Genomic DNA, 23,892 nt, shown 5'->3' on the forward strand with positions numbered 1-23,892 from the left:
AGTCCTTCGGTTCAGTGGCGGTGTTCGCGGGTAACCCCGGCGTCGTAGTGGCTGACCACCTGTTGCCAGCCAGCGGCGATCAGTGCCGCCTGGCCGAGGTCATCCGGGATGATTGCGGCGCTGTCGCGGCGCAACCAGATATCGGCCTGGCCGGTGCTGTCGGGTGGCAGGATCAGCAGCAGGCTGCCGGCAATTTCGGGTGCCTGGCTGCGGCCCAGGTAGGCGCCGGGCACCAGCCAGGTCCACTGGTGACTGCCCCGGCTCTGGCTGCCGGCGTCGACCACGAATGGTGGCAGGCCTTCATCGGCCAGGGCCTGTACCCCAGGTGCAGCGGCGTTTTCTTCACGCAGCAACTGGATCTCGTCGAATGCCACCCGCAGGTCGGTGTAGAGGCCTTGCTCGGCCGCAGTGAGGTCGCGGCGGGCGTCGATCTGGTGGCTGGCGATGGCCTGTTCGTCCTCGCGCTCGCCGCGCAGCGACACCACGCCAGCTGCCAACGCCACTATCAGCAAGCTGGCCAACAGCACGTACAGGGTTTCGTGCCCGGCCCCGGCCGGGCGAATCACGTGAGCGCGGCTCATGGCTGGGCGATGTCGGCGTAGTCGACTTCCACCACGTGCCCGGGGCCGGCGTCGAACAGTACGTAGAATTCGCCGTCCGGGCGCTTGAAGGTCAGGGTCGAATCGTCGCCAAGCTTGCCGCCGACCAGCACTTGCTCGTCATAGCCGATCACATCCAGGGTTACCCCGGGGGCGCCACTGCCGTCCGAGAAACCACCGGTGCACTTGACTTGGCCGCTGGCCAGTTCTTCGCATTCGCACATGGGGTTGTGGGCCAATGCCGGGCTTGCGGCCAGTGCCAGCAAGGGCAGGGCGAGGGTGCGCAGCAGGTATTTCATTTCTTGCCTCCTTTGTTCTCGAGCCAGGCCACGGTGGCTGGCGATGCCTTGGCCAGCGGGACAGACGCCTGGTGCATGCTGCCGTCCCAGCCTTCCACGGTGATCCAGATCTGGGCGTCGGGTTTGGTGCGCGGAGGGACCGGCAGGTTGGTGGCCATGGCGTAGGGCGCGCCGAAGAAAATCGTGCCCGCCGCCCGCAGGCTGCGCGGTTTGCCGATGCGCAGGTAAACGGCCTTCACGTCGTTGACGCACGACTTGCACAGCGCTGCCCTGAATACCTTGAAGTCGCCTGCCGGGCCGTCTCTGCGGGGCGCTTCGTCACGCAGTTCCGCCAGGTCAAGGGTGTAGGGGCCGGCCTGGATGCCGGTGATCACATTCGCCCCCAGCCCTGCCTCGCCGCGGAACAGCTTGGCGTCGCTGAAATACTTGGGCATGAAACCCAGGGGGATCAGGATCAGCAGGATGTTCAAGTGGAAGCGCCACTTCAACCACCACTGTTTAAGCGGGCTGACGGGCACGGCCTGGGTGGGGCTCATCGTTGCATCTCCAGCGAGGTCCGGGTGGGCACAGTGCGGGGGGCGCGTTCGCTGCGCTTCAGCGCGGCAGCGGTGGCTTGTGCGGTACGTTTTGTCCAGATCAGCAAGCCGCTGAACACCATCAGGGTGAGCACCAGGCCGAAGAAGAACCAGATCAGCTTGATCGGCAGGCCGCCGAAGTCACCGGTGTGCAGGGGGCGCATGGACTCGGTGACGAACTCCAGGGCGGAGCGGTCGCCCAGCAGGAACTGGCTGTCCACCTTGCGCGTGTAGGGGTTGACCTCGGCGCTTTGGAACATCAGCGGATACCAACCCCGCCCGCCCATGGAAATATGGCTGTAAGCGGTGGCAGGCAACGCAATGAAGTTGATTTCCAGCCCTGGAATCGCCAGGCCAGCGATGCGTGCCGCTTCATCGAGGTCGATCCGTGGGGCTGGGCTGCCATCGGCGGTCTGGGGCACTTCGTCGCGAGCGATGACCGGCACGATCGGCTCGCTGGAAATGCTGATGTGGTTGTCGAACAGAATTGCCTGGATCAGGAACCAGGTACCGGTGATGGAAATGACCGCGATGAACCAGATCGACCAGACACCGGCCAGGCGGTGCAGGTCGCCCCAGAAGATGCGCGAACCGTGGCCTGTACGTACCGGTTTGAAGAAGCCTTTCCAGAACTTCTTGTACACCACCAGCCCGGTTACCAGTGAAGCGAGCATGGGCAGACCGAGGATCGACACCAGGTACCAGCCCCAGCTGAACCCGTTGGTGAAGGGCACCAGCCACCAGCCGTGCAGGGCGCGGGTGAAGGCTTCGAAGTTGAAGTCAGGGGATTTGCCCTGAATCGCACCGGTGTAGGGATTGACGTAAAGGGTCGGGGTGGTGCCGTCCGGGAAGGTCACATTGGCCGTGAGGGCGAAGTGTGAGCCGTCGGGCTGGATGATGGACTGCACGACCATATCCGGCTCTGCTTTGTGCAGGGCGTTCAGCACCTGCTGGAAGCTGAGGCGTTCGGCGTCGGTGTCCGGCTTGCTGGCACGTACATCCGGGTTGGCCAGCCAGACGATTTCCTGGCTGACCACCGCGAGCATGCCCGTGAAGCAGACGATCAATACAAAGAACCAGATCGGCAAGGCGAGCCAGCTGTGCACCAGGAACCACAGCCTGGATTTGGATTTTTTCAAGGGTTTGGCCATCAGACGGTCTTCTGCAATGGGTGGTCGAGCGTGCGCCCAACCAAAGAGGGCTGTACTGATAAGGACGAATGAGAATCGAAATCCTGCCGATTAAAATGAAAGCAAATGTTTCAAGCGATGAAGCCAACCTGCGCAGGGGGCGGCAGGTCGGCCAAGGGGGGGCTCATGATGAGGTGTAACGAAACAGCCGGCAGGGAATTTAATTGGCTAAAGCGCGACGCGAAGTGGCCGATAGGATGGTTAGCGCAAAGACCGATCTTTCAGAAAGGGACCGACATGGCCGTCATCACAGCTGGCAACCTCATGATCAATGGCGTATCGGCGCAGGCGCGCAGCGCCAATGCCGCCGCTGAACGCGACCAGGCCAAGCAGGCCGGCGAAGCGGTGGGCCCACTGCAAATCAGCAGCGACAGCCTGAGGGTATCCGCGGGTAGCCAGGCACAGGCAACGGATACAGCGGGCACTGGTGGGTCGGAGGCGGTAAGCGCCCTGCAACAGTTGATCAAGGACTTGCAGAAGCAATTGGCCGAGCAGCAGAAGCAGCTTGCCGCGTTGCAGAACAGCAAGATGGATGAGACATCCAAGGCGGCTGCGGTCGGTGCCAAACAGGCAAGCATCGCCACCCTCAACGGTCAGATCATGGCCGCTACCGCGCAATTGCTGGCGCTGCTGCAGCAAGAGGGTGGCAGCAGCTCCGGCTCAATGGTCAGCGCCACGGCCTGACGGCGCCGTGGCCTGTGAGTTCGGGCCAGCTTACTCGGCCGCTACGCGCCCTTTGCCCTGGCGATCTGCCTTGTACTGCATGGCCACCGCCGGCGCTGGCTTGGCTGCACCGGTTTCCAGCCATTGGCGCAGGCGGCTGGCATCGGCGAAATGGGTGTACTTGCCGAAGGCATCCAGGATGACCATCGCCACAGGGCGGTTATCCATTCGGGTCAACAGCACCAGGCAGTGCCCGGCTTCGTTGGTAAAACCGGTCTTGGTCAGCTTGATGTCCCAGTTGCTCTTGTTCACCAGGTGGTCGGTGTTACGGAAGCCCAGGGTGTAATTGGGCTTGCGGAAGGCCACGGTCTTCTCGCGGGTGGTCGACAGCTCGCTCAGCATCGGGTACTTGCGCGAGGCCATCAGCAGCTTGGACAGGTCGCGCGCAGTCGACACGTTCTGCGTCGAAAGCCCGGTAGGTTCTACGTAGCGGGTATGGGCCATGCCCAGGCTGCGGGCTTTGGCGTTCATCGCCTTGATGAATGCCGGGTAGCCACCGGGGTAGGCATTGGCCAAGCTATTGGCTGCACGGTTTTCCGAAGACATCAAGGTAATCAGCAGGGTCTCGCGGCGATTGAGCTGGCTGCCGGGGCGTACCCGTGAATACACGCCCTTCATCTCCGGGTTGTTGGCGATGGTCATGGTGAGCATCTCATCCATGGGCAGCTTGGCGTCCAGCACCACCATCGCGGTCATCAGTTTGGTCACCGAAGCGATCGGTACCACGCGGTCGGCGTGGTTCGAGTACAGCTCCTGGTTGGTATTGAGGTCGATCAGCAGCGCGCTGCCCGACGCCAGGTGCAGTTTGGAGGGGTCGCGTTGCACCTTGGCCGGGGGTTGTGCAGCAGCGGTCGACGGCAGCGCCGCGGTACCTGTGAGCAACAGCAGCAGGCTGAGAATGGACAGGGATGTTTTCACGTTGAGGCTCACTAAAGGTTGGTATGTCGTTGGCTGTGCAAGGGTTTTCCCCCAAAAACCGCTGCATTCTGGAGTATGGCTGAACGGCTGTCGAATGCCTTATATCTAAAGGGCGCAACGTGAACGAAATTTAATCCCGTACCCATTGTGTACCCTTCATGTGCTGTTCATGAAGTGCGCCGAACGGTGATAGGGGCGGGGGCAAACTGAGCGCTCGGTTCTGATCAGGTCCGGTACCGACCCGTGAACAGGAGGGCCGGCACGCAAAGGGCGTTGTCGCCTCAGCCATGTATCAACGTCAGGTCGCTGATAATGCAGATCGAGCCATCGTCGACCGGCGTTTGGTCGTTGTAGTCGATCTGGTTGTAAACGCCGCCGTGGAATTCGAACAGGCGCGAAGCCCAACTGCCGTCGAGTTGCAAACCACCTGAAGTACCGGTTGCTCCCTTGCAGCTTGCGGTGACCGTGACCAGGCCCTGTGCCGTGACGTGCAGGCTGATGCCGAACTGCGCGCCCAGCGGTACGCCCTTGAGCACCGTCGAATTCACCGGGTCAGCCTGGTCATAGGTTTGGCGAAAGCCCAAGGTGATATCACCTTTCTTCCAGAACACCTTGACGGGCGGGCCGTCGTCGCCGCGCACGTGCATCTGGGCAATGACCACCTTCTGCGCTGCGTTGACCTTGGTCAACGTCATGCTTTGACGGCTCCAATGGTCCGCGGCACTGGCCAGCGTCCAGGAACGGGTCTCGGTCCATTCACAGCGGGTGCGGTGGGTACTCTTGCTCGACGCCCCTTTGGTCGGCGCAGAAAACTGGATCGAGCCGTCACTGAGTAGCGTGACCACCTCTGGGAGGCGGGCAATGGCTTCGTCACCGTCAAGTTCGAGGGCAACGGGGTTGGTTGCGGATACTGCCACCGGGGTGGCGATCAAGAGGTTGCTGATGTCTACGGCCATGGTAACTCCTCATGAACAGCCAGGTTTGAATGGCAGACTGCATGCTGCCTGGTTGAGAGTTAGCCAATGGCTAAATTAAATGTCAATAGCTTAAAGCTAAAAATTGCGCTGTGGGTGAAATTACCTGTTGGCGAAAATTTTCAGGGCAAGGCCTTTACGCTGGATTTGGCTGTGCGATAAGCTTTCGCCAGGTACTGTACAAATATACATATATCAGGATGACAATATGCCTATGCAAACAGCGTCGACCACCCTTCAGCCCCCGGGAATGTCGGGTGTAGAGCGCCTGAGCCTGCGGGTATCGTCGATGATCAACCACCCTGTGGCCCAGACCCAGCGCTGGGTGCTGGTGCATCGCCTGCACAGCGATGGCGACGCGGAATGGGAAGAGGTGATGGGGCTGCTGCTGGAAACACCCGAGTTGGACCTGACCTTCAACCCTGATGGCAGCGTGCTGGTGCGCTGGCAGCGCCACGCCGGCCAGCAGTTTGACGAAGTGAGCGCCGAGCAGGGCTGTGGGTCACTGATGCCTGCTGCGCCGTTCTGAAATACCGGCGCCAGGCCGCTGCCGGGGCAGGTGGCGCCTTACACGAGGTGGGCATTCCACACCAGCAGGACCCTGGCCTGGATATAGGTTTCTTCGCGGCGAATCAGGCGGTCCTTGTGCCGTGAGTTGTCGGAAATCATCTCGAAATGATCGTCATCGGCAATCTGCAGGCGCTTGATGTAGATATGGTCACCCCACGCGAAAAAGTAGATCCCGTCGCCCACGAACTCGCGAATGCTCACATCGACGATCAGTGGGTCACGGTGCCTGATGGTGGGCTCCATCGATTGGCCCCAGCCAGTGACCATCTTCAGGTGGTGGTGCTCGCTGAACTCCACACCCAGTTCACGCAGGTGGCTGGGGCTGACCCGCACATCCTTGAACATTTCCGGGTAGTCATGGGGGATCTGGCCGCCGCCCATGGCTGCGCGCACATCATAGTGGGCAATCCATACCTCATCGCCCACCAGGCCGGGCCGGCCGTGGTCGGCCTGCAGCAATACGGTTTCCGCGGGCTCGGCAGCCGCGGCCAGCAGCCTCTGGCGGGTTTCTTCGGGGATGCCTTTGCCACTTTTTGCCAGCATCTGCTTGACCAGGTCGGCGGCGCACAGCGCGCCGTCGGCAGGCCCGCCCGAGGCCTGCGGGTGATCGCCGGGCGCCAGCGCGTCGAACCAGCCGCGTGGCAAGCCTTCGATACCCTCGATCCGCCGCGCCACGTCGTCGCCCAGGTTCTTGGCGGTCCTGTTGGAGAGAATCTGGCTCAGGTGCGCAGGCGCCATGCCCCAGCGCTCGGCGCAGGCGCCCTTTTTCTGGTCGGCGATCAGCTTGACCAGGTTCTGCTTGCGGATTTCATAGATGTCCATAAGGCGAAGCATGCCAGTGTTTAGCTCTCTGCTAAATGTGCGCATGGCTAAATTTCCCTTGAGGTAAATTTACCCCTAGGCTAAATTAAACCTCCAAACAATAAAAGCCACGGCGATGCAATGCCGTGGATTGTCCATTTCGTCAGCAAAGAGGTTTACAAGGATCCCACCGACCTCGGCCCAGGCACCCTCACGTGGCTGGGTGGTACAGGCACCGTGTTGTTCGGGGCCTTTCTATGGCTGCGCAAATGGCTGTCCAGAGATGCGGCAGACCGCGCGCTGGACAATGCAGACATTGCCGTGATTCGCCGCCTGACCGAGCTGCTGGATAGCGAGCGCGATGCCCGCCGTGAGGCGGAGGCCAAGGCTGAGCATTTCGCCAAGGAGCGCAATGAACTGGTGGTCACCGTCGGCCGCTTGCAAGGCAGGGTCGTGGTCCTGACCAGTCAACTGGCCCGGGCCAGGGCGTGAAACGACCGACGACCCGCACCCACCATGGCCAGACAAAAAAAAGCCCGCCATTTCGGCGGGCACAAGGGCGTAGGGAGCAACGCACAACAAATTCGGGTCAGGCTGCCAAAGTGCCTGGTTGCAACAGTTCAGCCAATGCGCGGGCTTGGGCGAGGGTCGGCACCGGCCCACTCACAGCCTCGCCGTTGCGCACCAGGTACCAGCAGGCCAACAGGCCTTGTTCACGCAGTGAAACCGGTACAGCGCTGCCGACAACGGACATGATCTGGATAGTGGCCATGGGGACCTCCTGTGAAACATGGGCCTACCATACCCAGCCGCTACCAGGGTTTGAAATCAACGTTGTCGATAGTGGTCATTACTTCTATCAACCCTTACCAGCGTGGCGGGCCGTAATACACCCGTGGCGGGCCGTAGTAGGCCCGGTAGCCTGGCGGTGGCGGGGCCGGCGCATAATAAGGCTGGTAATAGACGGGCTGCGGCGGCGGCTGCACGTACACCGGTTGCGGCGGGTAGTACACCGGCTGGCGTTCCACGTACACCGTACGGTCGTGCCCGCCAGACACCGTAGCGCCAACCACCGCGCCAACCACGGCAGCGCCCAGTAGCGGGCCCGGTCCGTACCAACCGCCGCCATGGCCGTAACCACCGTGGGCAGCTGCAGGCCCGCTGATGGCCAAAGCGCCGACCAGCAGGGCGATTCCGGGAATGAGACGGTTCATATCAACCTCGCGAGTAAACCCCCAAAGTGGGGTGTCACTAATATGACTCCGGTATTTATCAATTGCGCGCAGGGCAATGGTAAAGGTTGTGTAAGGGACGACCAGCGGTTGCCTCTGGTACGCTGCACAAACGTTTCAGTCATGACTCAGGAGCAGGCTATGTCGACAACTCCCGGCAGGGATACCGTGCTGTGCATTTCCCTGGCAGGCCGCCCCGGTACATTCGGCGTGCGCTTTCACAACCACCTGTACCAACAGTTGGGCCTGGACTATTACTACAAGGCCATGCGCACCGACGACCTCCCGGCCGCGGTAGCGGGAATTCGAGCCTTGGGCATACGCGGGTGTGGGGTATCGATGCCATACAAGGAAGCGTGCATGGCGCTGGTAGACGAGATCGATCCGTCGGCAGCGGCCATCGAGTCGGTCAACACCTTGGTGAACACCAACGGTCGCCTCACAGCCTACAACACCGACTATCTGGCCGTACGCCAGTTGTTGACCCGGCACCAGGTCGATCCGGCAACCGCTTTCGCCCTGCGCGGCAGCGGCGGTATGGCCAAGGCCGTTGCCAGCGCCTTGCGCGATGCCGGCTTTGCCGAAGGCACCATCGTCGCGCGTAATGCCCAGGCGGGGCAGCAGCTGGCGGATATGTGCGGCTACCGCTGGCTGCCAGAACTCGGCGATATCTGCCCGCCGATGCTGGTGAATGTCACGCCAATCGGCATGGCGGGGGGCGCAGAAGCTGAAGAGCTGGCGTTTTCGGAGATCGCCATCGCTGCTGCAGAGCGGGTGTTCGATGTGGTGGCCATGCCCGCGCAAACACCGTTGATTCGCCGCGCCCAAGCGCTGGGCAAACCTGTGATTACCGGGCTCGAGGTGATTGCGCTGCAGGCGCTGGAGCAGTTCGTGCTGTACACAGGTGTGAGGCCGACGCCGGCGCAAGTCGATGCCGCCGTGGCGTACGCTCGCGAAATCTGATTGCACCAGCAGCGGCCCCTTCGCGGTATGGCAGCTGTGCTGGCGAAGAGGCCGCTACAGGTCAAGGGGGCAATCAGAACACCTTGGTGCCGGCGTCCAGTTGCTGGTCGACCAGCGCTCGACCGTGGGCCAGCGACACATGCTGGGCACGTTCCAGGTCGGAGAAGAACTTCATCGGCATCGACAGGCGCCTGCTGGTATGGCCATCAGGGGCGGTGATCAGGCAACCGGCGGCGTAGGGCAGGGGCGAGTCAGGATGGGGCATCACGCTGGCGGTGATGGTGTGCTTGCGGTATTCACAGTGAAGGGATTGCATGGTTCTTACCTCGCTGTGGCATGGGAAGCGATTACCTTCATATACCACAGCAAGGGGGGCGGTGGTTCCCGCCCCCGACGAACGCTTAGCCTGCGAGGTCGGCCGGCTGAATCACTTCGACCCAGTAACCATCCGGGTCCTTGATGAACGCCAGGTGGTTCATGCGCCCATCCTGCAGGCGCTTCTGGAACGGTACACCCAGCGCTTCGAAGCGCGCACAGGCGACGCGTACATCGGGTACCGACACGCAGATGTGACCGAAGCCGCGTGGGTCGGTATTGCCATCGTGATAGGCGAAATCGGCATCGTTCTCGGTGCCGTGGTTGTGGGTGAGCTCCAGCACGCCAGGGATCGATTTCATCCACTGGTGACGGGCGGCGTCATCGGCGGGAATCTGCGCCGGGTCGACCAGGGCCAGGAAGTACAGGCTGAAAGCGGCTTCGGGGAAATCACGCTTGTCTACCACGCGAAAGCCCAGCACACGGGTGTAGAAGTCCAGCGACTTAACGATGTCCTTGACCCGGAGCATGGTGTGGTTGAAGACGAATTGGGCAGTGGCGGCGTCGGGTTGTGCGGTGACACCAGGCAAGGTTTGCAGATCGTGCAGGCTCATGGGAACTCCTGAGGCAGGGCCGGGCACTGGGCGCCGGCAAAACAGACAGGCTGGCCATGATACGTCAGTGCGCCGATTGCGCAAATGAAAGCGCCCTGCACGAGTGCAGGGCGCTGGAATTAGAGGCCCGCATGTGCGGGCGCGTGATGGGGTCGCTAGTCCTTTAGCTGCCTCGATACTGAGCCAGCCCTTGTGAAAAAAGTGTGAAGCACGTGTTGATGTTTCATCAGCGAGCCCAGCTTTCCACCTCGGCGGCGCCATACTGCTCTTTCCAGGCTTTGAGGCCGCGGTGGTTGCCGCCTTTGGTCTCGATCCGCTCGCCGGTCTCGGGGTGTGTGTAAACCTTCACCACCCGCGGGCGACGGTGCTGTTTGGGGGCAGGGCTGGTGGCGCGCGCCCCGGCTTTGGGGTCAAGTATGGCTATGACATCGCGCAGGCTTTTGTCGTAGCTTTTCATCAGGTTGACGAGTTTCTGCTCGAACTCGATTTCGCGTTTTAACCCGGCATCTTTTTTCAACGCTTCCAGTTGCGCCATCTGTTCCTGGAGCGCTTTTTCCGCAGCACGAAACTCTGCAAGTCTGGACACTGTAATCACTCCTGTACGTCGGCTGTGGCGGGGCGTGACGAACATTGGAACGCATGAATACGCCGGCCACGCAGGTGGGTTTTACTGTTCGTTGATAGCGAGTGTAGTCACACATTGGGGCGGGGTAAACTGCTAACTTATTGCAAATAAGCGGGGAACTTTCCTAGTTGCCCATGCGCGATACAGGCGACCCGCCGAAGCGGCCTGGCAGGGCGCTTAGACCATGGTCCAATGGCCCGTGCCAGAGCCATTGCGCGATCATTTCAAAGTATGGCTGGCTGTTGCGCGGTCATGTCTCATTACCGTGGCAAGTCTGTGCCGCCGGTTGTCAACCCGCTTTGAATCTGGATGTTTCCCTGCATGTTTTCCCCCTATCCTCTCGCCCCGGGGCGTCGTGTTGCCGGCCTGTTCCTGTTATGTGCCGGTGCCAACGCCCAGGCTGGCGGTTTTCTTGAAGACAGCAGTGCCAAGGTTGAAACACGCACTGTCTACTTCAACCGGGATTTCCGTGACGGCCACAGCAGTTCCGGCCAAGGGGCGTCCAAGCGAGAAGAGTGGGCCCAGGGCTTTATCCTCAATGTACAGTCGGGTTACACCGAAGGCCCGGTAGGGTTCGGTGTGGATGCGCTGGGCATGTTCGGTGTGAAGTTGGACTCCAGCCCCGCCGACAGTAACAGCGGCTTGCTGCCGTCTTCCGGGCACAACCCGCGGCACTCCGCCGACCAGTATGCAAAGATGGGCCTGGCGGCCAAGGTCAAAGTTTCCAACACGGTGCTCAAGTACGGTTCGATGATGCCCGATGTGCCCCTGCTCAAGTACAACGATGGCCGCCTGCTGCCGACGATGTTCCAGGGCGCCATGCTGACCTCCGAGGAACGCCGCGATCTGAAGTTCACCCTGGCACGCCTGGATCGGTACACCGCAAGGGATTCAACCGACCGCCAAAACATTCGCGTGCATTGCAAGAACAAGCGTTACGCCTGCGACATCGAAGCCGACCACTTCGACCTCGCCGGGGTCGATTACCGGGTCAACGAGCGTTTCGGTGCCCAGTATCAAGTGGCCAGGCTGGAGAACATCTATCGCCAGCAGTATTTCGGCCTGGTGGCCAGCCAACCGCTGCCGGTGGGTAGCCTTGCTGCCGACCTGCGGCTGATCAAAAGCGACGACATCGGCAACGCCCGCGCCGGTGCGATCGACCACCGCGCCGTCAGCGGCATGCTCGGCTACAGCCTGGGTGGTCACAAGCTCAGTGCTGGCTGGCAGCGCATGTATGGCGACAGCGCCATGCCCTACCTGGATGGCAGCAACCCGTACCTGGTCAACTATGCACAGGTCAATGATTTTGCCGCCGCCCAGGAGCGCTCCTGGCAAGTGCGCTATGACTATGACTTCAAGGCGTTGGGTGTGCCTGGCCTTACGTTCTTCACCCGGTACATCAACGGTGACCATATCCAGGTGCCAGGCAGCCATGCCGAAGGCAAGGAGTGGGAGCGCGACAGCGAGCTCAAGTATCAAGTGCAAAGTGGCACGTTCAAGGACGTCAGCGTGCGTTTGCGTAATTCCACCTACCGCAGCAACTATGAGCGGTGGGCGCGGGATATGGACGAAACGCGGGTGATCGTCAGCTACAACTTCTCGCTGCTCTGAACGGGTGCTTTGCCAGCGGCCTGGTGGCGCCCGACAATGGCTGCTGAACAGCACCGGAGGGCAGCACAATGAAACAGCTGTTGTTGATCGGCATCGGCCCGGGTGACCCACGCCAGGTCACGTACGAAGCCGTCGACGGGTTGCGCCAGGCCCACGTGTTCTTCGTGCTCGACAAGGGCAGCGTCAAGAACGAGCTGGTGCAGCTGCGCAAGGCCATCCTGCAGCGGTACCGCCCCGAGGGCGGCTATCGGCTGGTTCAGGTCGCCGACCCGCTGCGCGATGGGCAGGCCGACGCGTATGTGCAGGCGGTACAGGACTGGCACGTACAACGTGCAGCGCTGTATGCGCAACTGATCGAACAGGAAATCGGCGACGGCGAAACCGGCGCCTTTCTGCTATGGGGCGAGCCCACGCTCTATGACAGCACCTTGCGCATCCTCGACCTGGTCTGCGAGCGAGTTGGCGCGCTGCACCTGCAGGTCATTCCGGGCATCAGCAGCGTGCAGGCACTGGCGGCGCGCCACCGGGTTGCGCTCAACCGCATTGGCGAACCGCTGACCGTGCTGCCTGGTCGGCGTCTGGCCGGGCAGGGGAGTATCGACAATGTGGTGGTGATGCTCGATGGGCAGTGCGCGTTTGCAGCTATCGATGACCCGGCCTTGACGATTTACTGGGGCGCTTACCTGGGCACGGCTGACGAACAGCTGATCGCCGGGCCGCTGCAGGCGGTGAAGGCACAGATTCTTGAAGTGCGTGCGCGGGAAAGGGCGCGCAAAGGGTGGATCATGGACACCTACCTGTTGCGCAGGGAGGTGTAGCGGGCACCGTTCCTTGGCCCCTGCGCGCCCTGCGCGCTTGGTAAGCGGGTGCCGCCGAATTCAGGCGTTGCCGAGAATCCCCTGCACCTTGTCGCTCAGCTGGTCGATGCTGAACGGCTTGCCGATCATGTGCATGCCCTCCGGTACATCAATGTTTTCGGCGTAGCCACTGGCGAACAGCACCGGCAACAGTGGCCGCAGTTCGCGTGCCTTGCCTGCCAGCGCCTCGCCGCGCATGTCCGGCAGGCCCACATCCGTCATCATCAGCGCCAACGGCTGGTTAGGGTCTTCCAACACCTTGAGCGCCGCGCTGGCATCTTCCGCCTCGATCACCGAGTAGCCCAACTCATCGAGCACTTCGACCATCAGCATACGTACGATGTCGTCGTCTTCGACTACCAAAAGGTGCATGGTTCGGGTCCTGTGCAATTGAATGTCTATGATCTGTGCACAAGGCGACAGCAGAAGTTCCCGAGGATACCGATACTTGCAATCAGATGGAACGATTGGCACACAGCACTTTCAAATACTGGCTAAATGCCCTGCCTGAGCCGCTAAAGCTGGTTAGACTTCGCTTGTCGGCACGGCGCAGCGGCACATAACCATAACGATTGTTCCGCCATTCTTTTCCATGGATTTTCTTGCTCGGGCGTTTTCTCATGATTCAAGCAGCCTCGATGGACCAGCGCAGCTTCCGCAAGCTGTTGAGCCGCAACATCGGCCTTCCTTTGGGGGTGGGCCTGCTGGGTGCCGTGGCGTTCGTCGCGGTGATCAACTACCTGCTTTCGGCCATGCAATGGGTCGAACACACCGACCGGGTCATTGGCAATGCCAACGAAGCGGTGAAGCTGTCGATCGACATGGAAACCGGCATGCGCGGCTTCCTGCTGACGGGTGACGAGCGCTTCCTCGACCCCTATGAGGTGGCCAAGCCGCGCATTCTCAGCAGCTTGCAGGGCCTGAAAGGCATGGTCGAGGACAACCCGCAGCAAGTTGACCGTATCGACCGGCTGATCGCCTTGCAGCAAGCCTGGAATGACTTCGGCAGCGGCATGATCACCCTGCGCCGCAATGACGGCCCCTACCGGGAGCTGATAGGTAACGGCCGCGGCAAGCGCCTGACAGACGAGATTCGCAAGGAATTCGCCGACCTCATTGCCACCGAGCAGCAATTGCGCATGGCACGCAACGAGAAGGTCAGCACCGTCACCGTAACTTCCATTTCGGCGTTCGTGCTGCTGATCGTTGGCCTCAGCGCCTTGCTGGCGTACCTGGGGCGCCGCGATCTGTTGGCGTTGTCCAGCAGTTACGACGACAACCTCAAGGCCCAGCAACGTTCTGCCGAGCGCCTGGAGCACCAGGCCTGGCTGCGCAACGGCCAGACCCAGCTGGCTCAACAAGTGCTTGGGCAGCTGACCCTGAACATGCTCGGGGACAACATTCTGCGGTTCTTTGCCTCTTACCTGGGCAGTGTGGTCGGGGCGTTGTACGTGCGCGACGAGCATGGCCGCCTGGTACGCGTTGCCTGCTATGGTCTGGATGCCGAAGAGCAGGCGCGCGAGCAGGTGCTGGGTGATGGTGAGGGCCTGCTGGCCCAGGCCGTGCGTGAAGGGCGGCTGCTGCGCCTGGACGACCTGCCGCAAGACTACTTCCAGCTCAGCTCCGGCCTGGGCAAGGGCTTGCCGCGCAGTGCACTGCTGATGCCGGCCAGCGACGGCGGGCAGATCAACGGCGTGCTCGAACTGGGCTTCCTGCGGCCGCTGCAGGCGCGTGACGACGAACTGTTGCAGCGCGTGGAGGGCAACCTGGGTATGTCCATCGAAAGCGCCCGTTATCGCCAGCGCTTGCAGGAAGTCCTGGCCGAAACCCAGCAATTGAACGAAGAATTGCAGGTGCAGCAGGAAGAGCTGAAAACCGCCAACGAAGAGCTGGAGGAACAGTCCCGCGTGCTCAAGGAGTCCCAGGCCCACCTGGAAACCCAGCAAGCGGAACTGGAGCAGACCAACGAGCAGTTGTCCGACCGTACCGAAGCGCTGGACCGCAAGAACGAGGAGCTGACCCAGGCCCAGGAAGAGCTGCAGGCGCGCGCCGATGAGCTGCTGCGTTCGAGCAAGTACAAGTCCGAGTTCCTCGCCAACATGTCCCACGAATTGCGCACGCCACTGAACAGTTCGCTGATTCTGGCGAAGCTGCTGGCCGAGAACGTTGAAGGCAACCTCAGCGGTGAGCAGGTCAAGTTCGCCGAGTCGATCTACTCGGCCGGCAACGACCTGCTCAACCTGATCAACGATATCCTCGACATCGCCAAGGTCGAGGCCGGCAAGCTTGAAGTGCGACCTGAAACCACCCACCTGGACCGCCTGGTCGAAGGCCTGCGCGACATGTTCGAGCCGTTGGCCGGGCAAAAGGGGCTGGCCTTCGAGGTCACCGCCCAGGCTCAGGTGCCCGCCACCCTGTTCACCGACCGCCAGCGACTGGAGCAGATCCTCAAGAACCTGCTGTCCAACGCCATCAAGTTCACCGAGCGCGGCCAGGTCAGCCTGAACATCGGCTACCAGCCAGACAGCGGCATCGTGTTTTCCGTGCGCGATAGCGGCATCGGCATTGCTGCCGACCAGCAGCAGGCAATCTTCGGTGCGTTCCACCAGGTCGATGGCACCAGCAACCGCCGGTATGGCGGGACTGGGCTGGGGCTGTCGATTTCCCGCGACCTTGCCCATTTGCTTGGAGGGCAGATCAGTGTCGAGAGCAGCCCCGGGCAGGGCAGTGTATTCAGCCTGGTATTACCCGAACGTTACGAGAACCTGGAGCAGGAGGTCGAGCCCCTTAGCCTGCGCCCGGCTGTCGATACTCTGCCGCCAGTACCGCAACTCGCCACTGCCCAGGCGCCGAAGCTGCCGCAACTGGCCTTCACCGACGACCGTGACCGGGCGCCTTTCAGTAACCGCTGCATCCTGGTGATCGAAGACGAGCCGAACTTCGCCCGCATTCTCTTCGACCTGGCTCACGAGCTGGGTTACAGCTGCCTGGTGGCGCATGCGGCCGACGAAGGTTTCGAGCTGGCCGCCCGGTTCATACCCGATGCGATCCTGCTGGACATGCGCCTGCCTGACCATTCCGGCCTGACCGTGCTGCAACGCCTGAAAGAACAGGCCGATACCCGGCACATTCCGGTGCATATCATTTCCGTCGAGGACCGTGTCGAGGCCGCCATGCACATGGGGGCAGTGGGCTACGCCGTCAAACCCACCAGCCGCGAAGAGCTCAAGGAAGTTTTCGCGCGCCTGGAGGCCAAGCTGACGCAGAAGCTCAAGCACATTCTGCTGGTGGAAGATGACGACCTGCAGCGCGAAAGCATTGCCCGCCTGATCGGTGACGACGACGTCGAGATCACCGCCGTAGGCATGGCGCAGGAGGCCTTGGCACTGCTGCGGGAAAACATCTACGACTGCATGATCATCGACCTCAAGCTGCCAGACATGCTCGGCAACGAACTGCTCAAGCGCATGACTGCCGAAGATATCCGCGCCTTCCCGCCGGTGATCGTGTATACCGGCCGCAACCTGACCCGCGAAGAAGAAACCGACCTGCTCAAGTACTCGCGCTCGATCATCATCAAGGGCGCCCGCTCACCCGAGCGGCTGCTCGACGAAGTGACGCTGTTCCTGCACAAGGTCGAGTCGCAGTTGTCCAACGAACGCCAGCGTATGCTGAAAACGGCGCGCAGCCGCGACAAGGTGTTCGAGGGGCGCAAGGTGCTGCTGGTAGATGACGATGTGCGTAATATCTTCGCCCTGACCAGTGCACTGGAGCACAAGGGCGCGATCGTCGAGATCGGCCGTAACGGCCGCGAGGCGATCGAGCGCCTGGAGCAGCATGACGACATCGACCTGGTACTGATGGATGTGATGATGCCGGAGATGGACGGCTTCGAAGCCACCCGGCTGATCCGCCAGCAACCGCGCTGGCGCAAGCTGCCGATCATTGCGGTGACTGCCAAGGCCATGAAAGATGACCAGCACCGTTGCCTGCAGGCCGGTGCCAACGATTACCTGGCCAAACCGATCGACCTGGACCGCCTGTTCTCGCTGATCCGCGTATGGCTGCCGCAACTGGAGCGAATTTGACTAGCGAACGTAACACCGACATCGAGATCCGCTTGCTGATCGAGGCCATCTACCTCAAGTACAGCTATGATTTCCGCAATTATTCCGGCGCTTCGATCAAGCGTCGGATCCTGCATGCGCTGCGCCAGTTCGGTTGCCAGACGGTATCGGCCTTGCAAGAGCGCGTGCTGCACGACCCTGGCATGTTCATGCAGTTGCTGCAGTACCTGACGATACCGGTCAGCGAGATGTTCCGTGACCCGGGCCACTTCCTGGCGCTGCGCAACGAGGTGGTGCCGCTGCTGCGCACCTGGCCATCGATCAAGGTGTGGATCGCTGGCTGCAGCACGGGCGAGGAGGTGTATTCGATGGCCATCCTGCTGCGCGAAGAAGGCCTGCTCGAGCGCACCATCATCTACGCCACCGACATCAACCCGCACTCTCTGGATAAAGCCAAGCAGGGCATCTACTCGATGCAGAACATGCTCGACTACGCCGAGAACTACCGCATCGCCGGTGGCCGCCGGGATTTCGCCGAGTACTACACGGCAGCCTATGGCAACGCGATCATGGACAGCACCCTGCGTGAAAACGTGACCTTCGCCGACCATAGCCTGGCCACCGACAGCGTGTTCTCCGAGACGCAGTTGGTGTCTTGCCGCAATGTGCTGATCTACTTCAACAAGGAGCTGCAGGACCGCGCCCTGGGCCTGTTCCATGAATCGCTGTGCCATCGCGGTTTCCTGGTGCTGGGCAGCAAGGAGTCGGTCGACTTTTCCGCTTACAGCGACGGTTTCGAGCCGCTGGTCAAGCCTGAACGGATCTATCGAAAATCATGAAGGGCGTACAAGCGGTGGTGATCGGCGCCTCGGCCGGCGGGGTGTCCGCGCTGTTCACCGTGCTGGGCGGGTTGCCGTCGGGGTTCGCCATTCCGGTAGTCTGTGTGTTGCACCTGCCTGATGACCGCCACAGCCAACTGGCCGAGGTGCTGCAACGCCGCCTGCTTCGTCCCGTGTGTGAGGCACGTGACAAGCAACCGCTGCGCCCTGGCCAGGTCTACGTGGCCGGGCCGGGCTATCATTTATCGGTAGAACGCGACTTCACCCTGTCGTTGAGCCAGGAACCACCGGTGCATTTTTCCCGGCCGGCCATCGACTACCTGTTCATTTCCGCGGCCGATGCCTACGGTGCCGGCCTGCTTGGCGTGCTGCTCACCGGTGCCAATGAAGACGGTGCCCAGGGGTTGGCTTACATCAAGAACAGCGGCGGCCGGACCATCGTCCAGGACCCTCGCGACGCACAGGTGGCGCTGATGCCCGAGGCCGCCCTGGCCCTCCATCAGCCCGACCATATTCTTACCTTGAGTGGGATCGAGCAGTTGCTCGCCGCCCTGGAACCCAGCGCATGCTAAGCAACACTATCGCCAAACTGCTGATCGTCGACGACCTGCCAGAGAACCTGTTGGCCCTCGATGCCCTGATACAGGGCGAGGACCGTGAGGTGCACCAGGCCCAGTCTGCCGAAGCCGCCTTGTCGCTGTTGCTCGAACACGAGTTCGCGCTGGCCATTCTCGATGTGCAGATGCCGGGCATGAACGGCTTCGAACTGGCCGAACTGATGCGCGGTACGGAAAAAACCCGCCACATCCCCATCGTTTTCGTCACCGCAGCCGGGCGTGAAATGAACTACGCCTTCAAGGGCTACGAAAGTGGCGCCGTGGACTTCCTGCACAAACCGCTGGATACCGCTGCGGTGAAGAGCAAGGTGTCGGTGTTCGTCGACCTTTACCGCCAGCGCAAGGTGCTTGACCGCCAGTTGCAGGCGCTGGAGCGCAGCCGCCAGGAGCAGGAAGTGCTGCTGGGCCAGCTGCAGGCGGCGCGCGGTGAGCTGGAGCATGCGGTGCGCATGCGCGACGATTTCATGTCGATCGTGTCCCACGAGGTGCGTACCCCGCTCAACGGGCTGATCCTGGAAACCCAACTGCGCAAGCTGCACCTGGCGCGGGGCAACCTGGCGGCGTTCAGCGCCGACAAGCTGCAGGCCATGGTCGAGCGCGACGAGCGCCAGATCAACAGCCTGATCCGCCTGATCGAAGACATGCTCGATGTTTCGCGCATTCGTACCGGCAAGCTGTCGCTGCGGCCCAAAGCGTTCGACCTGAGCGAGCTGGTGCAGCGGTTGGTGGAGAATTTCACCGCCCAGGCCACGGCACTGGATACGTTCATCGAGTTGCAGCATTGCCAGCCACTGCAGGGGGAGTGGGACGAATTTCGGATTGAACAAGTACTGGCCAACCTGTTGTCCAATGCCTTGCGTTATGGTGAACGCAAACCGGTGCAGGTAAGGCTGTACGAGCAGGACGGCCTGGCGTGCGTACAGGTGCAGGACCATGGCATTGGTATCGACATGGCTAACCAGCAACGTATCTTTCAGCAGTTCGAGCGCGTCGCAACCCAGCAAGCTACGGGTGGCCTGGGCTTGGGCCTGTATATTTCCGACCAGATCGTGCAAGCGCATGGCGGGCGGATTGTGGTGCAAAGCGAGGTGGGCAAAGGTGCGACCTTCACCCTGCAACTGCCCCTGGCTGCAGTGGAACAACTAAACGACCAGGCGTGGGCAACCTCTGCATAAGCCTGGGGTCTGATGGCCAACTGGAAGAATTTTCAAGGCGTTAACATGAGTGAAGATGCACAAGACGTAGTGCTGGTGGTCGAGGACGAACCAGCGATACGCATGATTCTGCGGGACTACCTGGCGGGCGAGGGCTACCACGTGCTGGTCGCCGAGGACGGTGAACAGGCGTTCGCCATCCTGGCCAGCAAGCCGCACCTGGACCTGATGGTGACCGACTTCCGCCTGCCGGGCGGGATCTCCGGGGTGGAAATCGCCGAGCCGGCGGTGAAGTTGCGGCCCGACCTGAAAGTGATCTTCATCAGCGGCTACCCCGCCGAGATCCTCGAGTCCGGAAGCCCGATCACCCGCAAGGCACCGATCCTGGCCAAGCCGTTCGACCTGGACACCTTGCACGAGCAGATTCAGGCACTGCTGCGCTGATACCCGTCAAGGCCCTGTCACCGGCGCGCGCTGACGGGCCGGTGCTGATCAACGCAAGGTCCGTTCCAGCCCACCCAGCAACATGCTCTCCATCAACACCAGCGCTTGCGCTTCAGGCAATGCCTGCAGCGCGCCGGGCAACTGGTTCAGCAGCGTTGCAATCACCTGGGCGGTGGCCACCAAGGCTGGCCCCTGCAGCTTCGCCTGCGGCGCGATCAGCCGCAACAGCCCGGCCTCATAACGCCCGCGCAACTGCGTCAGGCGTGCCTGCTGGGCTTCGCTCAGGCAACAGAAATCACGCTCAGCCAAACGAAACTGCAGCGGCCGTTCGGCATGCAACTGCCAATGCGCCGCGATCAGGCAATTCAAGGCTGAAGCGCCGCGGGCCATGGCCCGCCGCCCCTGGTCCAGCAGGGCCTGCAACTCCTCGTACAATTCCTCGATCAAGTCGAACAGCAGGTCCTGCTTGCTGGGAAAGTGGTGGTACAGCGAGCCGGCCGTCAGCCCGACATGCGCGGCCAATTCGCGCATGCTGACCTGGCCAAAGCCTTTCTCGGCAAACAGCGCCATGGCCTGTTCACGTCGCTCTTCGAAATTGGCACAACGCATCGCGGCATTGATCGGGGGCATGGCGCCTGGGCCTCAGTAGGTGAAGAAGCCGCGGCCGCTCTTGCGCCCCAGCCAGCCGGCCGCCACCATCTCCTTGAGCAGCGGGGCAGGGCGGTACTTGCTGTCGTTGAAGCCCTCATGGAAGGCCTCCATGATCGCCAGCAAGGTGTCCAGGCCGATCAGGTCGGCCAGCGCCAGTGGGCCGATCGGCTGGTTGCAACCAAGGCGCATGCCGGTGTCGATGTCCTCGGCGCTGGCCAGGCCTTCCTGGCGTACGAATATCGCTTCGTTGATCATCGGCACCAGGATGCGATTGACCACGAAGCCTGGCCGGTTGCCAGCAGTGATCGGGGTCTTGCCCAGCTTCTCTGTCACCAGCAGTGCCTGGGCGTAGGTACTGTCGCTGGTCTGCAGGCCACGAATGATCTCGACCAGCGCCATCATCGGCACCGGGTTGAAGAAGTGCACGCCAATGAAGCGCTCGGGGTGCTCGATGCTGGCGGCCAACTGGGTCACCGACAGCGACGAGGTATTGGTCGCGATCAGGCAATCGGCGGCGACGTTGCTTGCCACCTGCTGCAGGATGCGTTGCTTGAGCTGCAGGTTCTCGGTGGCCGCTTCGATCACCATCTGCATCGTGGCCAGCTGGCCGTAGTCGGTGCTGGTGCGGATCCGGGTTTTGGCTGCCGCTGCCTGCTCGGCGGCGAGGGTCCCTTTGCTGACCTGGCGATCGAGGTTCTTGCCCAGCGTTGCCACCCCGCGCTCCAGGGCAGCGTCGGCCACGTCCACCAGCAGCACCTGGTAGCCTGCCACCGCGCACACTTGGGCGATGCCGTTGCCCATGGTGCCGGCGCCGATCACGGCGATCTGTTCAATGTTCATCTTTCAGTTTCCTCAAACCCGCTCGAAGACCACGGCGATGCCTTGGCCGCCACCGATGCACATGGTGGCCAGGGCGTAGCGCCCCTGAATGCGCTGCAATTCATGGATGGCCTTGGTGGCGATGATCGCGCCGGTGGCACCCACCGGGTGGCCCAGGGAAATGCCCGAACCGTTGGGGTTGACCTTTTCCGGGTCGAAGCCCAGTTCGCGGGCCACCGCGCAAGCCTGGGCGGCGAAGGCTTCGTTGGACTCGATCACATCCAGGTCCTGCACCTTCAGGCCGGTCTTCTCCAGCACCTTGCGGGTGGCGGGGATCGGCCCCAGGCCCATCAACTCGGGTTCCACCCCGGCATGTGCGTAGCCCACCAGCCGGGCCAGTGGCTTGAGGCCCAGGCGCCGCACCGCGTCACCGCTGGCCAGCACCAGGCCAGCGGCGCCGTCGTTGATGCCACTGGCGTTACCGGCAGTCACGGTGCCGTCTTTCTTGAACACCGGCTTCATGCCGGCCAGTTGCTCGGCGGTGACCTCACCGCGCACATGTTCATCGACACTGAACTGCACGCTGCCTTTGCGGGTTTTGAGTTCCAACGGCACGATCTGGCTGGTGAAGCGGCCCTCGGCAATGGCGCGAGCGGCCCGGCGCTGGCTGGTCAGGGCCAGTTCGTCCTGCATTTCGCGGGTAATGCCCTGGCTGGCCGAGACGTTCTCGGCGGTGATGCCCATGTGGAAGTGCTGGAAGGGGTCGTGCAGTACCCCGACGGTGTAGTCGATGCCTTGCAGGTCACCCATGCGCGCGCCCCAGCGTGCCTGTGGCAGCAGGTAAGGGCCGCGGCTCATGGACTCGGCGCCAGCGGCAATGGCCACGTCGGTGTCGCCCAGCAGCAGCCCTTGGGCCGCCGAAACAATGGCCTGCAGGCCCGAGCCACACAGGCGGTTGACATTGAACGCCGGCGTTTCCTTGGGGATGCCGGCGTTCATGGCCGCAACCCGCGCCAGGTAGGCATCACGAGGTTCGGTAGGGATCACCGTGCCCATTACCACATGGCCGATCTGTTCGGCGGCCAGCCCCGAGCGCTCGATGGCGGCGCGGGTGATGGCGCTGGCCAGGTCAGCCAGCGGCAGGTCCTTGAGGGAGCCGCCAAAGCCACCGATGGCTGAACGGACGGCACTGACGACGTAGATTTCTGCGCTGCTCATAGAGGCTCCGATTGCATAGGCATGGCGGGACTGGGCCAGGCTCTGCGAGAATGGCCGGCGAGGTCCCGAAGTGGGTCCGAGTCTAGGCAAAGGCTCTGTCGCAGCCTATGCCGGAACTGTTCAAACAACCTGGCACTTTTTGCCACTCAGCATAGACAGCGAACACCGCCATGCGCGATAGCGATTCGGTCGCCGTGTACTTCCTCAACGCCATGCTGCATGCCCTGCGCGATTGCCCCGCCGAGCGTGACGCGCATTTGCGTGCGGTGGGCATCGACCCGCACCTGCTCGACCAGCCGCAGGCGCGGGTGCCGGCCCGGGCCTTCGCCGAGCTGTGGCTGGCAATGATCCGGCGCCTGGACGATGAGTTCTTCCGCCTCGACAGCCATGGCATGCCGTTGGGCAGTTTTGCCCTGATCTGTCGGGGCCTGATCCTGGAACCCAACCTGGAAAAGGCTCTACGCCAGTGCCTGGCAGGCTTTGGCCTGTTCCTGCACGATCTGCGCGGCAGCCTGACCGTGCGCGGTAGCCGGGCGCTGATCAGCGTGCAGTCGAGCATCGCCGACCCGTTGACCCGGGTATACGCCGAGGAAACCTACCTGGTGCTGATGGTCGGCCTGCTGTGCTGGCTGGGCGGGCGCAGGGTGGCGATTGACCGGACCGAACTGGCAGTGGCCCGCCCAGCCCAGGAGGATGACCTGCTGTTGTGGGGGCCGGACCTGCGCCTGGGCAGCGGGCGTACCGAGGTGGAGTTCGACAGTGCCTGCCTGCGCCAGCCGGTGGTCCAGGACGTGGCGGCGCTGAAAACCTTCCTGCGCAGCGCGCCGCAGGGGCTGGTCATTCGCTTTCGCAACCAGAACGGCCTGGTGGCCGAGGTGTACCGGCATTTACGGGCGCGTGGCTATGGGCAGTGGCCCACGTTGGCGTCGCTGGCACAGCAGCAGGGTATCAGTGCCAGCACCTTCCGCCGGCAGTTGGAGCGCGAGGGGCGCTCCTACCAGCAGATCAAGGACGAGGTACGCCGGGCGATGGCTTTCGAGCGCTTGCGCGAAGGCGTGCTGAGCATTGCCGAGATCGCCGAGCAGGCCGGCTTTCAGGAGCCCAGCGCGTTCCACCGGGCGTTCAAGAAATGGACCGGGCAGAGCCCCGGTAGCTACCGCGCGCGGTTGGCCGGGCGCTGATCTTGGCCAGTGCCGACCCTTGCGCGGGTGCCACCG

Annotated in this window: 28 protein-coding genes; 12 read left to right on the plus strand and 16 right to left on the minus strand. The window is 62.3% G+C overall.

Annotated elements, in window-relative coordinates; all coding sequences use genetic code 11:
* Positions 1 to 11: 11 nt before the first annotated feature.
* The 4 genes from QME24_RS01270 to QME24_RS01285 are packed head-to-tail and all read right to left on the minus strand — an operon-like array spanning position 12 to position 2,624.
* The gene (locus QME24_RS01270) at positions 12 to 581 is read right to left on the minus strand and encodes a DUF6162 family protein (RefSeq protein ID WP_054905052.1); all 570 of its coding nucleotides are present in this window, start codon (positions 579 to 581) and stop codon (positions 12 to 14) included.
* Positions 578 to 898, minus strand: a complete 321-nt coding sequence (locus QME24_RS01275; protein ID WP_009686454.1) for a hypothetical protein — start codon at positions 896 to 898, stop codon at positions 578 to 580. The genes QME24_RS01270 and QME24_RS01275 overlap by 4 nt, the downstream gene beginning before the upstream one ends.
* Entirely contained in the window at positions 895 to 1,434 is a 540-nt protein-coding gene (locus QME24_RS01280; protein ID WP_054905053.1) for a hypothetical protein, read from the minus strand. Before QME24_RS01280 ends, QME24_RS01275 begins: the two co-directional genes overlap by 4 nt.
* Complete coding sequence (locus QME24_RS01285; RefSeq protein ID WP_054905054.1) at positions 1,431 to 2,624, minus strand: PepSY domain-containing protein; 1,194 nt, start codon at positions 2,622 to 2,624, stop codon at positions 1,431 to 1,433. The genes QME24_RS01280 and QME24_RS01285 overlap by 4 nt, the downstream gene beginning before the upstream one ends.
* Positions 2,625 to 2,900: 276 nt before the next feature.
* Between QME24_RS01285 and QME24_RS01290 the strand changes: the two genes are divergently transcribed.
* Entirely contained in the window at positions 2,901 to 3,347 is a 447-nt protein-coding gene (locus tag QME24_RS01290) for a hypothetical protein (protein ID WP_029887027.1), read from the plus strand.
* Between the two features lie 30 nt (positions 3,348 to 3,377).
* Here the strand turns inward: QME24_RS01290 and pbpG are convergent, their stop codons facing one another.
* Together pbpG and QME24_RS01300 are read right to left on the minus strand one after the other, a co-directional pair.
* On the minus strand, positions 3,378 to 4,304 hold the full coding sequence (gene pbpG, locus QME24_RS01295) for a D-alanyl-D-alanine endopeptidase (RefSeq protein ID WP_054905056.1): 927 nt from the start codon (positions 4,302 to 4,304) through the stop codon (positions 3,378 to 3,380).
* 281 nt (positions 4,305 to 4,585) lie between these two features.
* Positions 4,586 to 5,260 carry a polysaccharide lyase family 7 protein gene (locus tag QME24_RS01300; RefSeq protein ID WP_054905057.1) on the minus strand — a complete coding sequence of 225 codons (675 nt, stop codon included), beginning with the start codon at positions 5,258 to 5,260 and terminating at the stop codon, positions 4,586 to 4,588.
* Positions 5,261 to 5,486: 226 nt separating this feature from the next.
* Between QME24_RS01300 and QME24_RS01305 the strand changes: the two genes are divergently transcribed.
* The gene (locus tag QME24_RS01305; protein WP_054905058.1) at positions 5,487 to 5,807 is read left to right on the plus strand and encodes a DUF1654 domain-containing protein; all 321 of its coding nucleotides are present in this window, start codon (positions 5,487 to 5,489) and stop codon (positions 5,805 to 5,807) included.
* Positions 5,808 to 5,845: 38 nt separating this feature from the next.
* On the opposite strand, the gene QME24_RS01310 is transcribed toward QME24_RS01305, so the two are convergent.
* Complete coding sequence (locus tag QME24_RS01310; RefSeq protein ID WP_054905059.1) at positions 5,846 to 6,670, minus strand: S24 family peptidase; 825 nt, start codon at positions 6,668 to 6,670, stop codon at positions 5,846 to 5,848.
* A 120-nt stretch (positions 6,671 to 6,790) separates the two neighbouring features.
* On the opposite strand from QME24_RS01310, the gene QME24_RS01315 reads away from it, so the two are divergent.
* Entirely contained in the window at positions 6,791 to 7,141 is a 351-nt protein-coding gene (locus tag QME24_RS01315) for a chemotaxis protein (RefSeq protein ID WP_281690735.1), read from the plus strand.
* Positions 7,142 to 7,238: 97 nt separating this feature from the next.
* Here the strand turns inward: QME24_RS01315 and QME24_RS01320 are convergent, their stop codons facing one another.
* Together QME24_RS01320 and QME24_RS01325 are read right to left on the minus strand one after the other, a co-directional pair.
* On the minus strand, positions 7,239 to 7,421 hold the full coding sequence (locus tag QME24_RS01320; RefSeq protein ID WP_054905061.1) for a hypothetical protein: 183 nt from the start codon (positions 7,419 to 7,421) through the stop codon (positions 7,239 to 7,241).
* Between the two features lie 94 nt (positions 7,422 to 7,515).
* On the minus strand, positions 7,516 to 7,863 hold the full coding sequence (locus tag QME24_RS01325) for a hypothetical protein (protein ID WP_009686467.1): 348 nt from the start codon (positions 7,861 to 7,863) through the stop codon (positions 7,516 to 7,518).
* Between the two features lie 159 nt (positions 7,864 to 8,022).
* Here QME24_RS01325 and QME24_RS01330 point away from each other — a divergent pair, with 159 nt between their 5' ends.
* Positions 8,023 to 8,844, plus strand: a complete 822-nt coding sequence (locus QME24_RS01330) for a shikimate 5-dehydrogenase (protein WP_054905062.1) — start codon at positions 8,023 to 8,025, stop codon at positions 8,842 to 8,844.
* Between the two features lie 73 nt (positions 8,845 to 8,917).
* On the opposite strand, the gene QME24_RS01335 is transcribed toward QME24_RS01330, so the two are convergent.
* The 3 genes from QME24_RS01335 to QME24_RS01345 all read right to left on the minus strand — a co-directional run bounded on the left by QME24_RS01335 (position 8,918) and on the right by QME24_RS01345 (position 10,359).
* A complete protein-coding gene (locus QME24_RS01335; RefSeq protein WP_009686469.1) occupies positions 8,918 to 9,160 on the minus strand; it encodes a hypothetical protein in 243 nt (80 codons plus the stop codon).
* Between the two features lie 85 nt (positions 9,161 to 9,245).
* The gene (gene gloA / locus QME24_RS01340) at positions 9,246 to 9,773 is read right to left on the minus strand and encodes a lactoylglutathione lyase (protein ID WP_054905063.1); all 528 of its coding nucleotides are present in this window, start codon (positions 9,771 to 9,773) and stop codon (positions 9,246 to 9,248) included.
* 226 nt (positions 9,774 to 9,999) lie between these two features.
* Complete coding sequence (locus tag QME24_RS01345; RefSeq protein WP_054905064.1) at positions 10,000 to 10,359, minus strand: histone-like nucleoid-structuring protein, MvaT/MvaU family; 360 nt, start codon at positions 10,357 to 10,359, stop codon at positions 10,000 to 10,002.
* Between the two features lie 360 nt (positions 10,360 to 10,719).
* On the opposite strand from QME24_RS01345, the gene QME24_RS01350 reads away from it, so the two are divergent.
* Together QME24_RS01350 and cobF are read left to right on the plus strand one after the other, a co-directional pair.
* Positions 10,720 to 12,009, plus strand: a complete 1,290-nt coding sequence (locus tag QME24_RS01350) for an OprD family porin (RefSeq protein WP_054905065.1) — start codon at positions 10,720 to 10,722, stop codon at positions 12,007 to 12,009.
* Positions 12,010 to 12,077: 68 nt separating this feature from the next.
* Entirely contained in the window at positions 12,078 to 12,827 is a 750-nt protein-coding gene (cobF, locus tag QME24_RS01355; RefSeq protein WP_054905066.1) for a precorrin-6A synthase (deacetylating), read from the plus strand.
* Positions 12,828 to 12,887: 60 nt separating this feature from the next.
* Here the strand turns inward: cobF and QME24_RS01360 are convergent, their stop codons facing one another.
* Positions 12,888 to 13,238, minus strand: a complete 351-nt coding sequence (locus QME24_RS01360; protein WP_054905067.1) for a response regulator — start codon at positions 13,236 to 13,238, stop codon at positions 12,888 to 12,890.
* 248 nt (positions 13,239 to 13,486) lie between these two features.
* Here QME24_RS01360 and QME24_RS01365 point away from each other — a divergent pair, with 248 nt between their 5' ends.
* Genes QME24_RS01365 through QME24_RS01385 form a run of 5 tightly spaced genes read left to right on the plus strand, consistent with a single transcriptional unit; the run spans position 13,487 to position 19,987 of the window.
* The gene (locus QME24_RS01365) at positions 13,487 to 16,954 is read left to right on the plus strand and encodes a response regulator (RefSeq protein WP_047149658.1); all 3,468 of its coding nucleotides are present in this window, start codon (positions 13,487 to 13,489) and stop codon (positions 16,952 to 16,954) included.
* Entirely contained in the window at positions 16,951 to 17,772 is an 822-nt protein-coding gene (locus tag QME24_RS01370; RefSeq protein WP_054905069.1) for a protein-glutamate O-methyltransferase CheR, read from the plus strand. The genes QME24_RS01365 and QME24_RS01370 overlap by 4 nt, the downstream gene beginning before the upstream one ends.
* Positions 17,769 to 18,344 carry a chemotaxis protein CheB gene (locus QME24_RS01375; protein ID WP_280091247.1) on the plus strand — a complete coding sequence of 192 codons (576 nt, stop codon included), beginning with the start codon at positions 17,769 to 17,771 and terminating at the stop codon, positions 18,342 to 18,344. The genes QME24_RS01370 and QME24_RS01375 overlap by 4 nt, the downstream gene beginning before the upstream one ends.
* Positions 18,338 to 19,564, plus strand: coding sequence for a hybrid sensor histidine kinase/response regulator (locus tag QME24_RS01380; RefSeq protein WP_054905071.1), 1,227 nt, complete (start codon positions 18,338 to 18,340; stop codon positions 19,562 to 19,564). Before QME24_RS01375 ends, QME24_RS01380 begins: the two co-directional genes overlap by 7 nt.
* Before the next feature lie 45 nt (positions 19,565 to 19,609).
* Complete coding sequence (locus QME24_RS01385) at positions 19,610 to 19,987, plus strand: response regulator (RefSeq protein WP_009686481.1); 378 nt, start codon at positions 19,610 to 19,612, stop codon at positions 19,985 to 19,987.
* 48 nt (positions 19,988 to 20,035) lie between these two features.
* Here the strand turns inward: QME24_RS01385 and QME24_RS01390 are convergent, their stop codons facing one another.
* The 3 genes from QME24_RS01390 to QME24_RS01400 are packed head-to-tail and all read right to left on the minus strand — an operon-like array spanning position 20,036 to position 22,675.
* Positions 20,036 to 20,617, minus strand: coding sequence for a TetR/AcrR family transcriptional regulator (locus tag QME24_RS01390; protein ID WP_054905072.1), 582 nt, complete (start codon positions 20,615 to 20,617; stop codon positions 20,036 to 20,038).
* Between the two features lie 12 nt (positions 20,618 to 20,629).
* Positions 20,630 to 21,478: a 3-hydroxybutyryl-CoA dehydrogenase gene (locus QME24_RS01395; RefSeq protein WP_280091246.1), complete on the minus strand. Its 849-nt coding sequence runs from the start codon at positions 21,476 to 21,478 to the stop codon at positions 20,630 to 20,632.
* A 12-nt stretch (positions 21,479 to 21,490) separates the two neighbouring features.
* Entirely contained in the window at positions 21,491 to 22,675 is a 1,185-nt protein-coding gene (locus QME24_RS01400; protein ID WP_029887040.1) for an acetyl-CoA C-acyltransferase family protein, read from the minus strand.
* Between the two features lie 170 nt (positions 22,676 to 22,845).
* Between QME24_RS01400 and QME24_RS01405 the strand changes: the two genes are divergently transcribed.
* Complete coding sequence (locus QME24_RS01405; RefSeq protein WP_054905074.1) at positions 22,846 to 23,856, plus strand: AraC family transcriptional regulator; 1,011 nt, start codon at positions 22,846 to 22,848, stop codon at positions 23,854 to 23,856.
* Positions 23,857 to 23,892 lie beyond the last annotated feature (36 nt).

Origin of the sequence: Pseudomonas sp. PARCl1, from assembly GCF_947311875.1 — a bacterium.
In the GTDB taxonomy this organism is placed as follows: Bacteria; Pseudomonadota; Gammaproteobacteria; order Pseudomonadales; family Pseudomonadaceae; genus Aquipseudomonas; species Aquipseudomonas juntendi.

What these genes read in the sequence shown, in the direction of transcription:
- QME24_RS01310 (WP_054905059.1), bottom strand. Translation starts at nt 6,670, where the DNA reads ATGGACATCTATGAAATCCGCAAGCAGAACCTGGTCAAGCTGATCGCC.
- gloA (WP_054905063.1), bottom strand. Translation starts at nt 9,773, where the DNA reads ATGAGCCTGCACGATCTGCAAACCTTGCCTGGTGTCACCGCACAACCC.
- QME24_RS01380 (WP_054905071.1), top strand. Translation starts at nt 18,338, where the DNA reads ATGCTAAGCAACACTATCGCCAAACTGCTGATCGTCGACGACCTGCCA.
- QME24_RS01270 (WP_054905052.1), bottom strand. Translation starts at nt 581, where the DNA reads ATGAGCCGCGCTCACGTGATTCGCCCGGCCGGGGCCGGGCACGAAACC.
- QME24_RS01285 (WP_054905054.1), bottom strand. Translation starts at nt 2,624, where the DNA reads ATGGCCAAACCCTTGAAAAAATCCAAATCCAGGCTGTGGTTCCTGGTG.
- QME24_RS01280 (WP_054905053.1), bottom strand. Translation starts at nt 1,434, where the DNA reads ATGAGCCCCACCCAGGCCGTGCCCGTCAGCCCGCTTAAACAGTGGTGG.
- QME24_RS01335 (WP_009686469.1), bottom strand. Translation starts at nt 9,160, where the DNA reads ATGCAATCCCTTCACTGTGAATACCGCAAGCACACCATCACCGCCAGC.
- QME24_RS01275 (WP_009686454.1), bottom strand. Translation starts at nt 898, where the DNA reads ATGAAATACCTGCTGCGCACCCTCGCCCTGCCCTTGCTGGCACTGGCC.
- QME24_RS01305 (WP_054905058.1), top strand. Translation starts at nt 5,487, where the DNA reads ATGCCTATGCAAACAGCGTCGACCACCCTTCAGCCCCCGGGAATGTCG.
- QME24_RS01325 (WP_009686467.1), bottom strand. Translation starts at nt 7,863, where the DNA reads ATGAACCGTCTCATTCCCGGAATCGCCCTGCTGGTCGGCGCTTTGGCC.
- QME24_RS01290 (WP_029887027.1), top strand. Translation starts at nt 2,901, where the DNA reads ATGGCCGTCATCACAGCTGGCAACCTCATGATCAATGGCGTATCGGCG.
- QME24_RS01365 (WP_047149658.1), top strand. Translation starts at nt 13,487, where the DNA reads ATGATTCAAGCAGCCTCGATGGACCAGCGCAGCTTCCGCAAGCTGTTG.
- QME24_RS01375 (WP_280091247.1), top strand. Translation starts at nt 17,769, where the DNA reads ATGAAGGGCGTACAAGCGGTGGTGATCGGCGCCTCGGCCGGCGGGGTG.
- QME24_RS01360 (WP_054905067.1), bottom strand. Translation starts at nt 13,238, where the DNA reads ATGCACCTTTTGGTAGTCGAAGACGACGACATCGTACGTATGCTGATG.
- QME24_RS01395 (WP_280091246.1), bottom strand. Translation starts at nt 21,478, where the DNA reads ATGAACATTGAACAGATCGCCGTGATCGGCGCCGGCACCATGGGCAAC.
- QME24_RS01350 (WP_054905065.1), top strand. Translation starts at nt 10,720, where the DNA reads ATGTTTTCCCCCTATCCTCTCGCCCCGGGGCGTCGTGTTGCCGGCCTG.
- QME24_RS01330 (WP_054905062.1), top strand. Translation starts at nt 8,023, where the DNA reads ATGTCGACAACTCCCGGCAGGGATACCGTGCTGTGCATTTCCCTGGCA.
- QME24_RS01405 (WP_054905074.1), top strand. Translation starts at nt 22,846, where the DNA reads ATGCGCGATAGCGATTCGGTCGCCGTGTACTTCCTCAACGCCATGCTG.
- QME24_RS01300 (WP_054905057.1), bottom strand. Translation starts at nt 5,260, where the DNA reads ATGGCCGTAGACATCAGCAACCTCTTGATCGCCACCCCGGTGGCAGTA.
- QME24_RS01315 (WP_281690735.1), top strand. Translation starts at nt 6,791, where the DNA reads ATGCCGTGGATTGTCCATTTCGTCAGCAAAGAGGTTTACAAGGATCCC.
- QME24_RS01390 (WP_054905072.1), bottom strand. Translation starts at nt 20,617, where the DNA reads ATGCCCCCGATCAATGCCGCGATGCGTTGTGCCAATTTCGAAGAGCGA.
- QME24_RS01320 (WP_054905061.1), bottom strand. Translation starts at nt 7,421, where the DNA reads ATGGCCACTATCCAGATCATGTCCGTTGTCGGCAGCGCTGTACCGGTT.
- QME24_RS01385 (WP_009686481.1), top strand. Translation starts at nt 19,610, where the DNA reads ATGAGTGAAGATGCACAAGACGTAGTGCTGGTGGTCGAGGACGAACCA.
- QME24_RS01400 (WP_029887040.1), bottom strand. Translation starts at nt 22,675, where the DNA reads ATGAGCAGCGCAGAAATCTACGTCGTCAGTGCCGTCCGTTCAGCCATC.
- cobF (WP_054905066.1), top strand. Translation starts at nt 12,078, where the DNA reads ATGAAACAGCTGTTGTTGATCGGCATCGGCCCGGGTGACCCACGCCAG.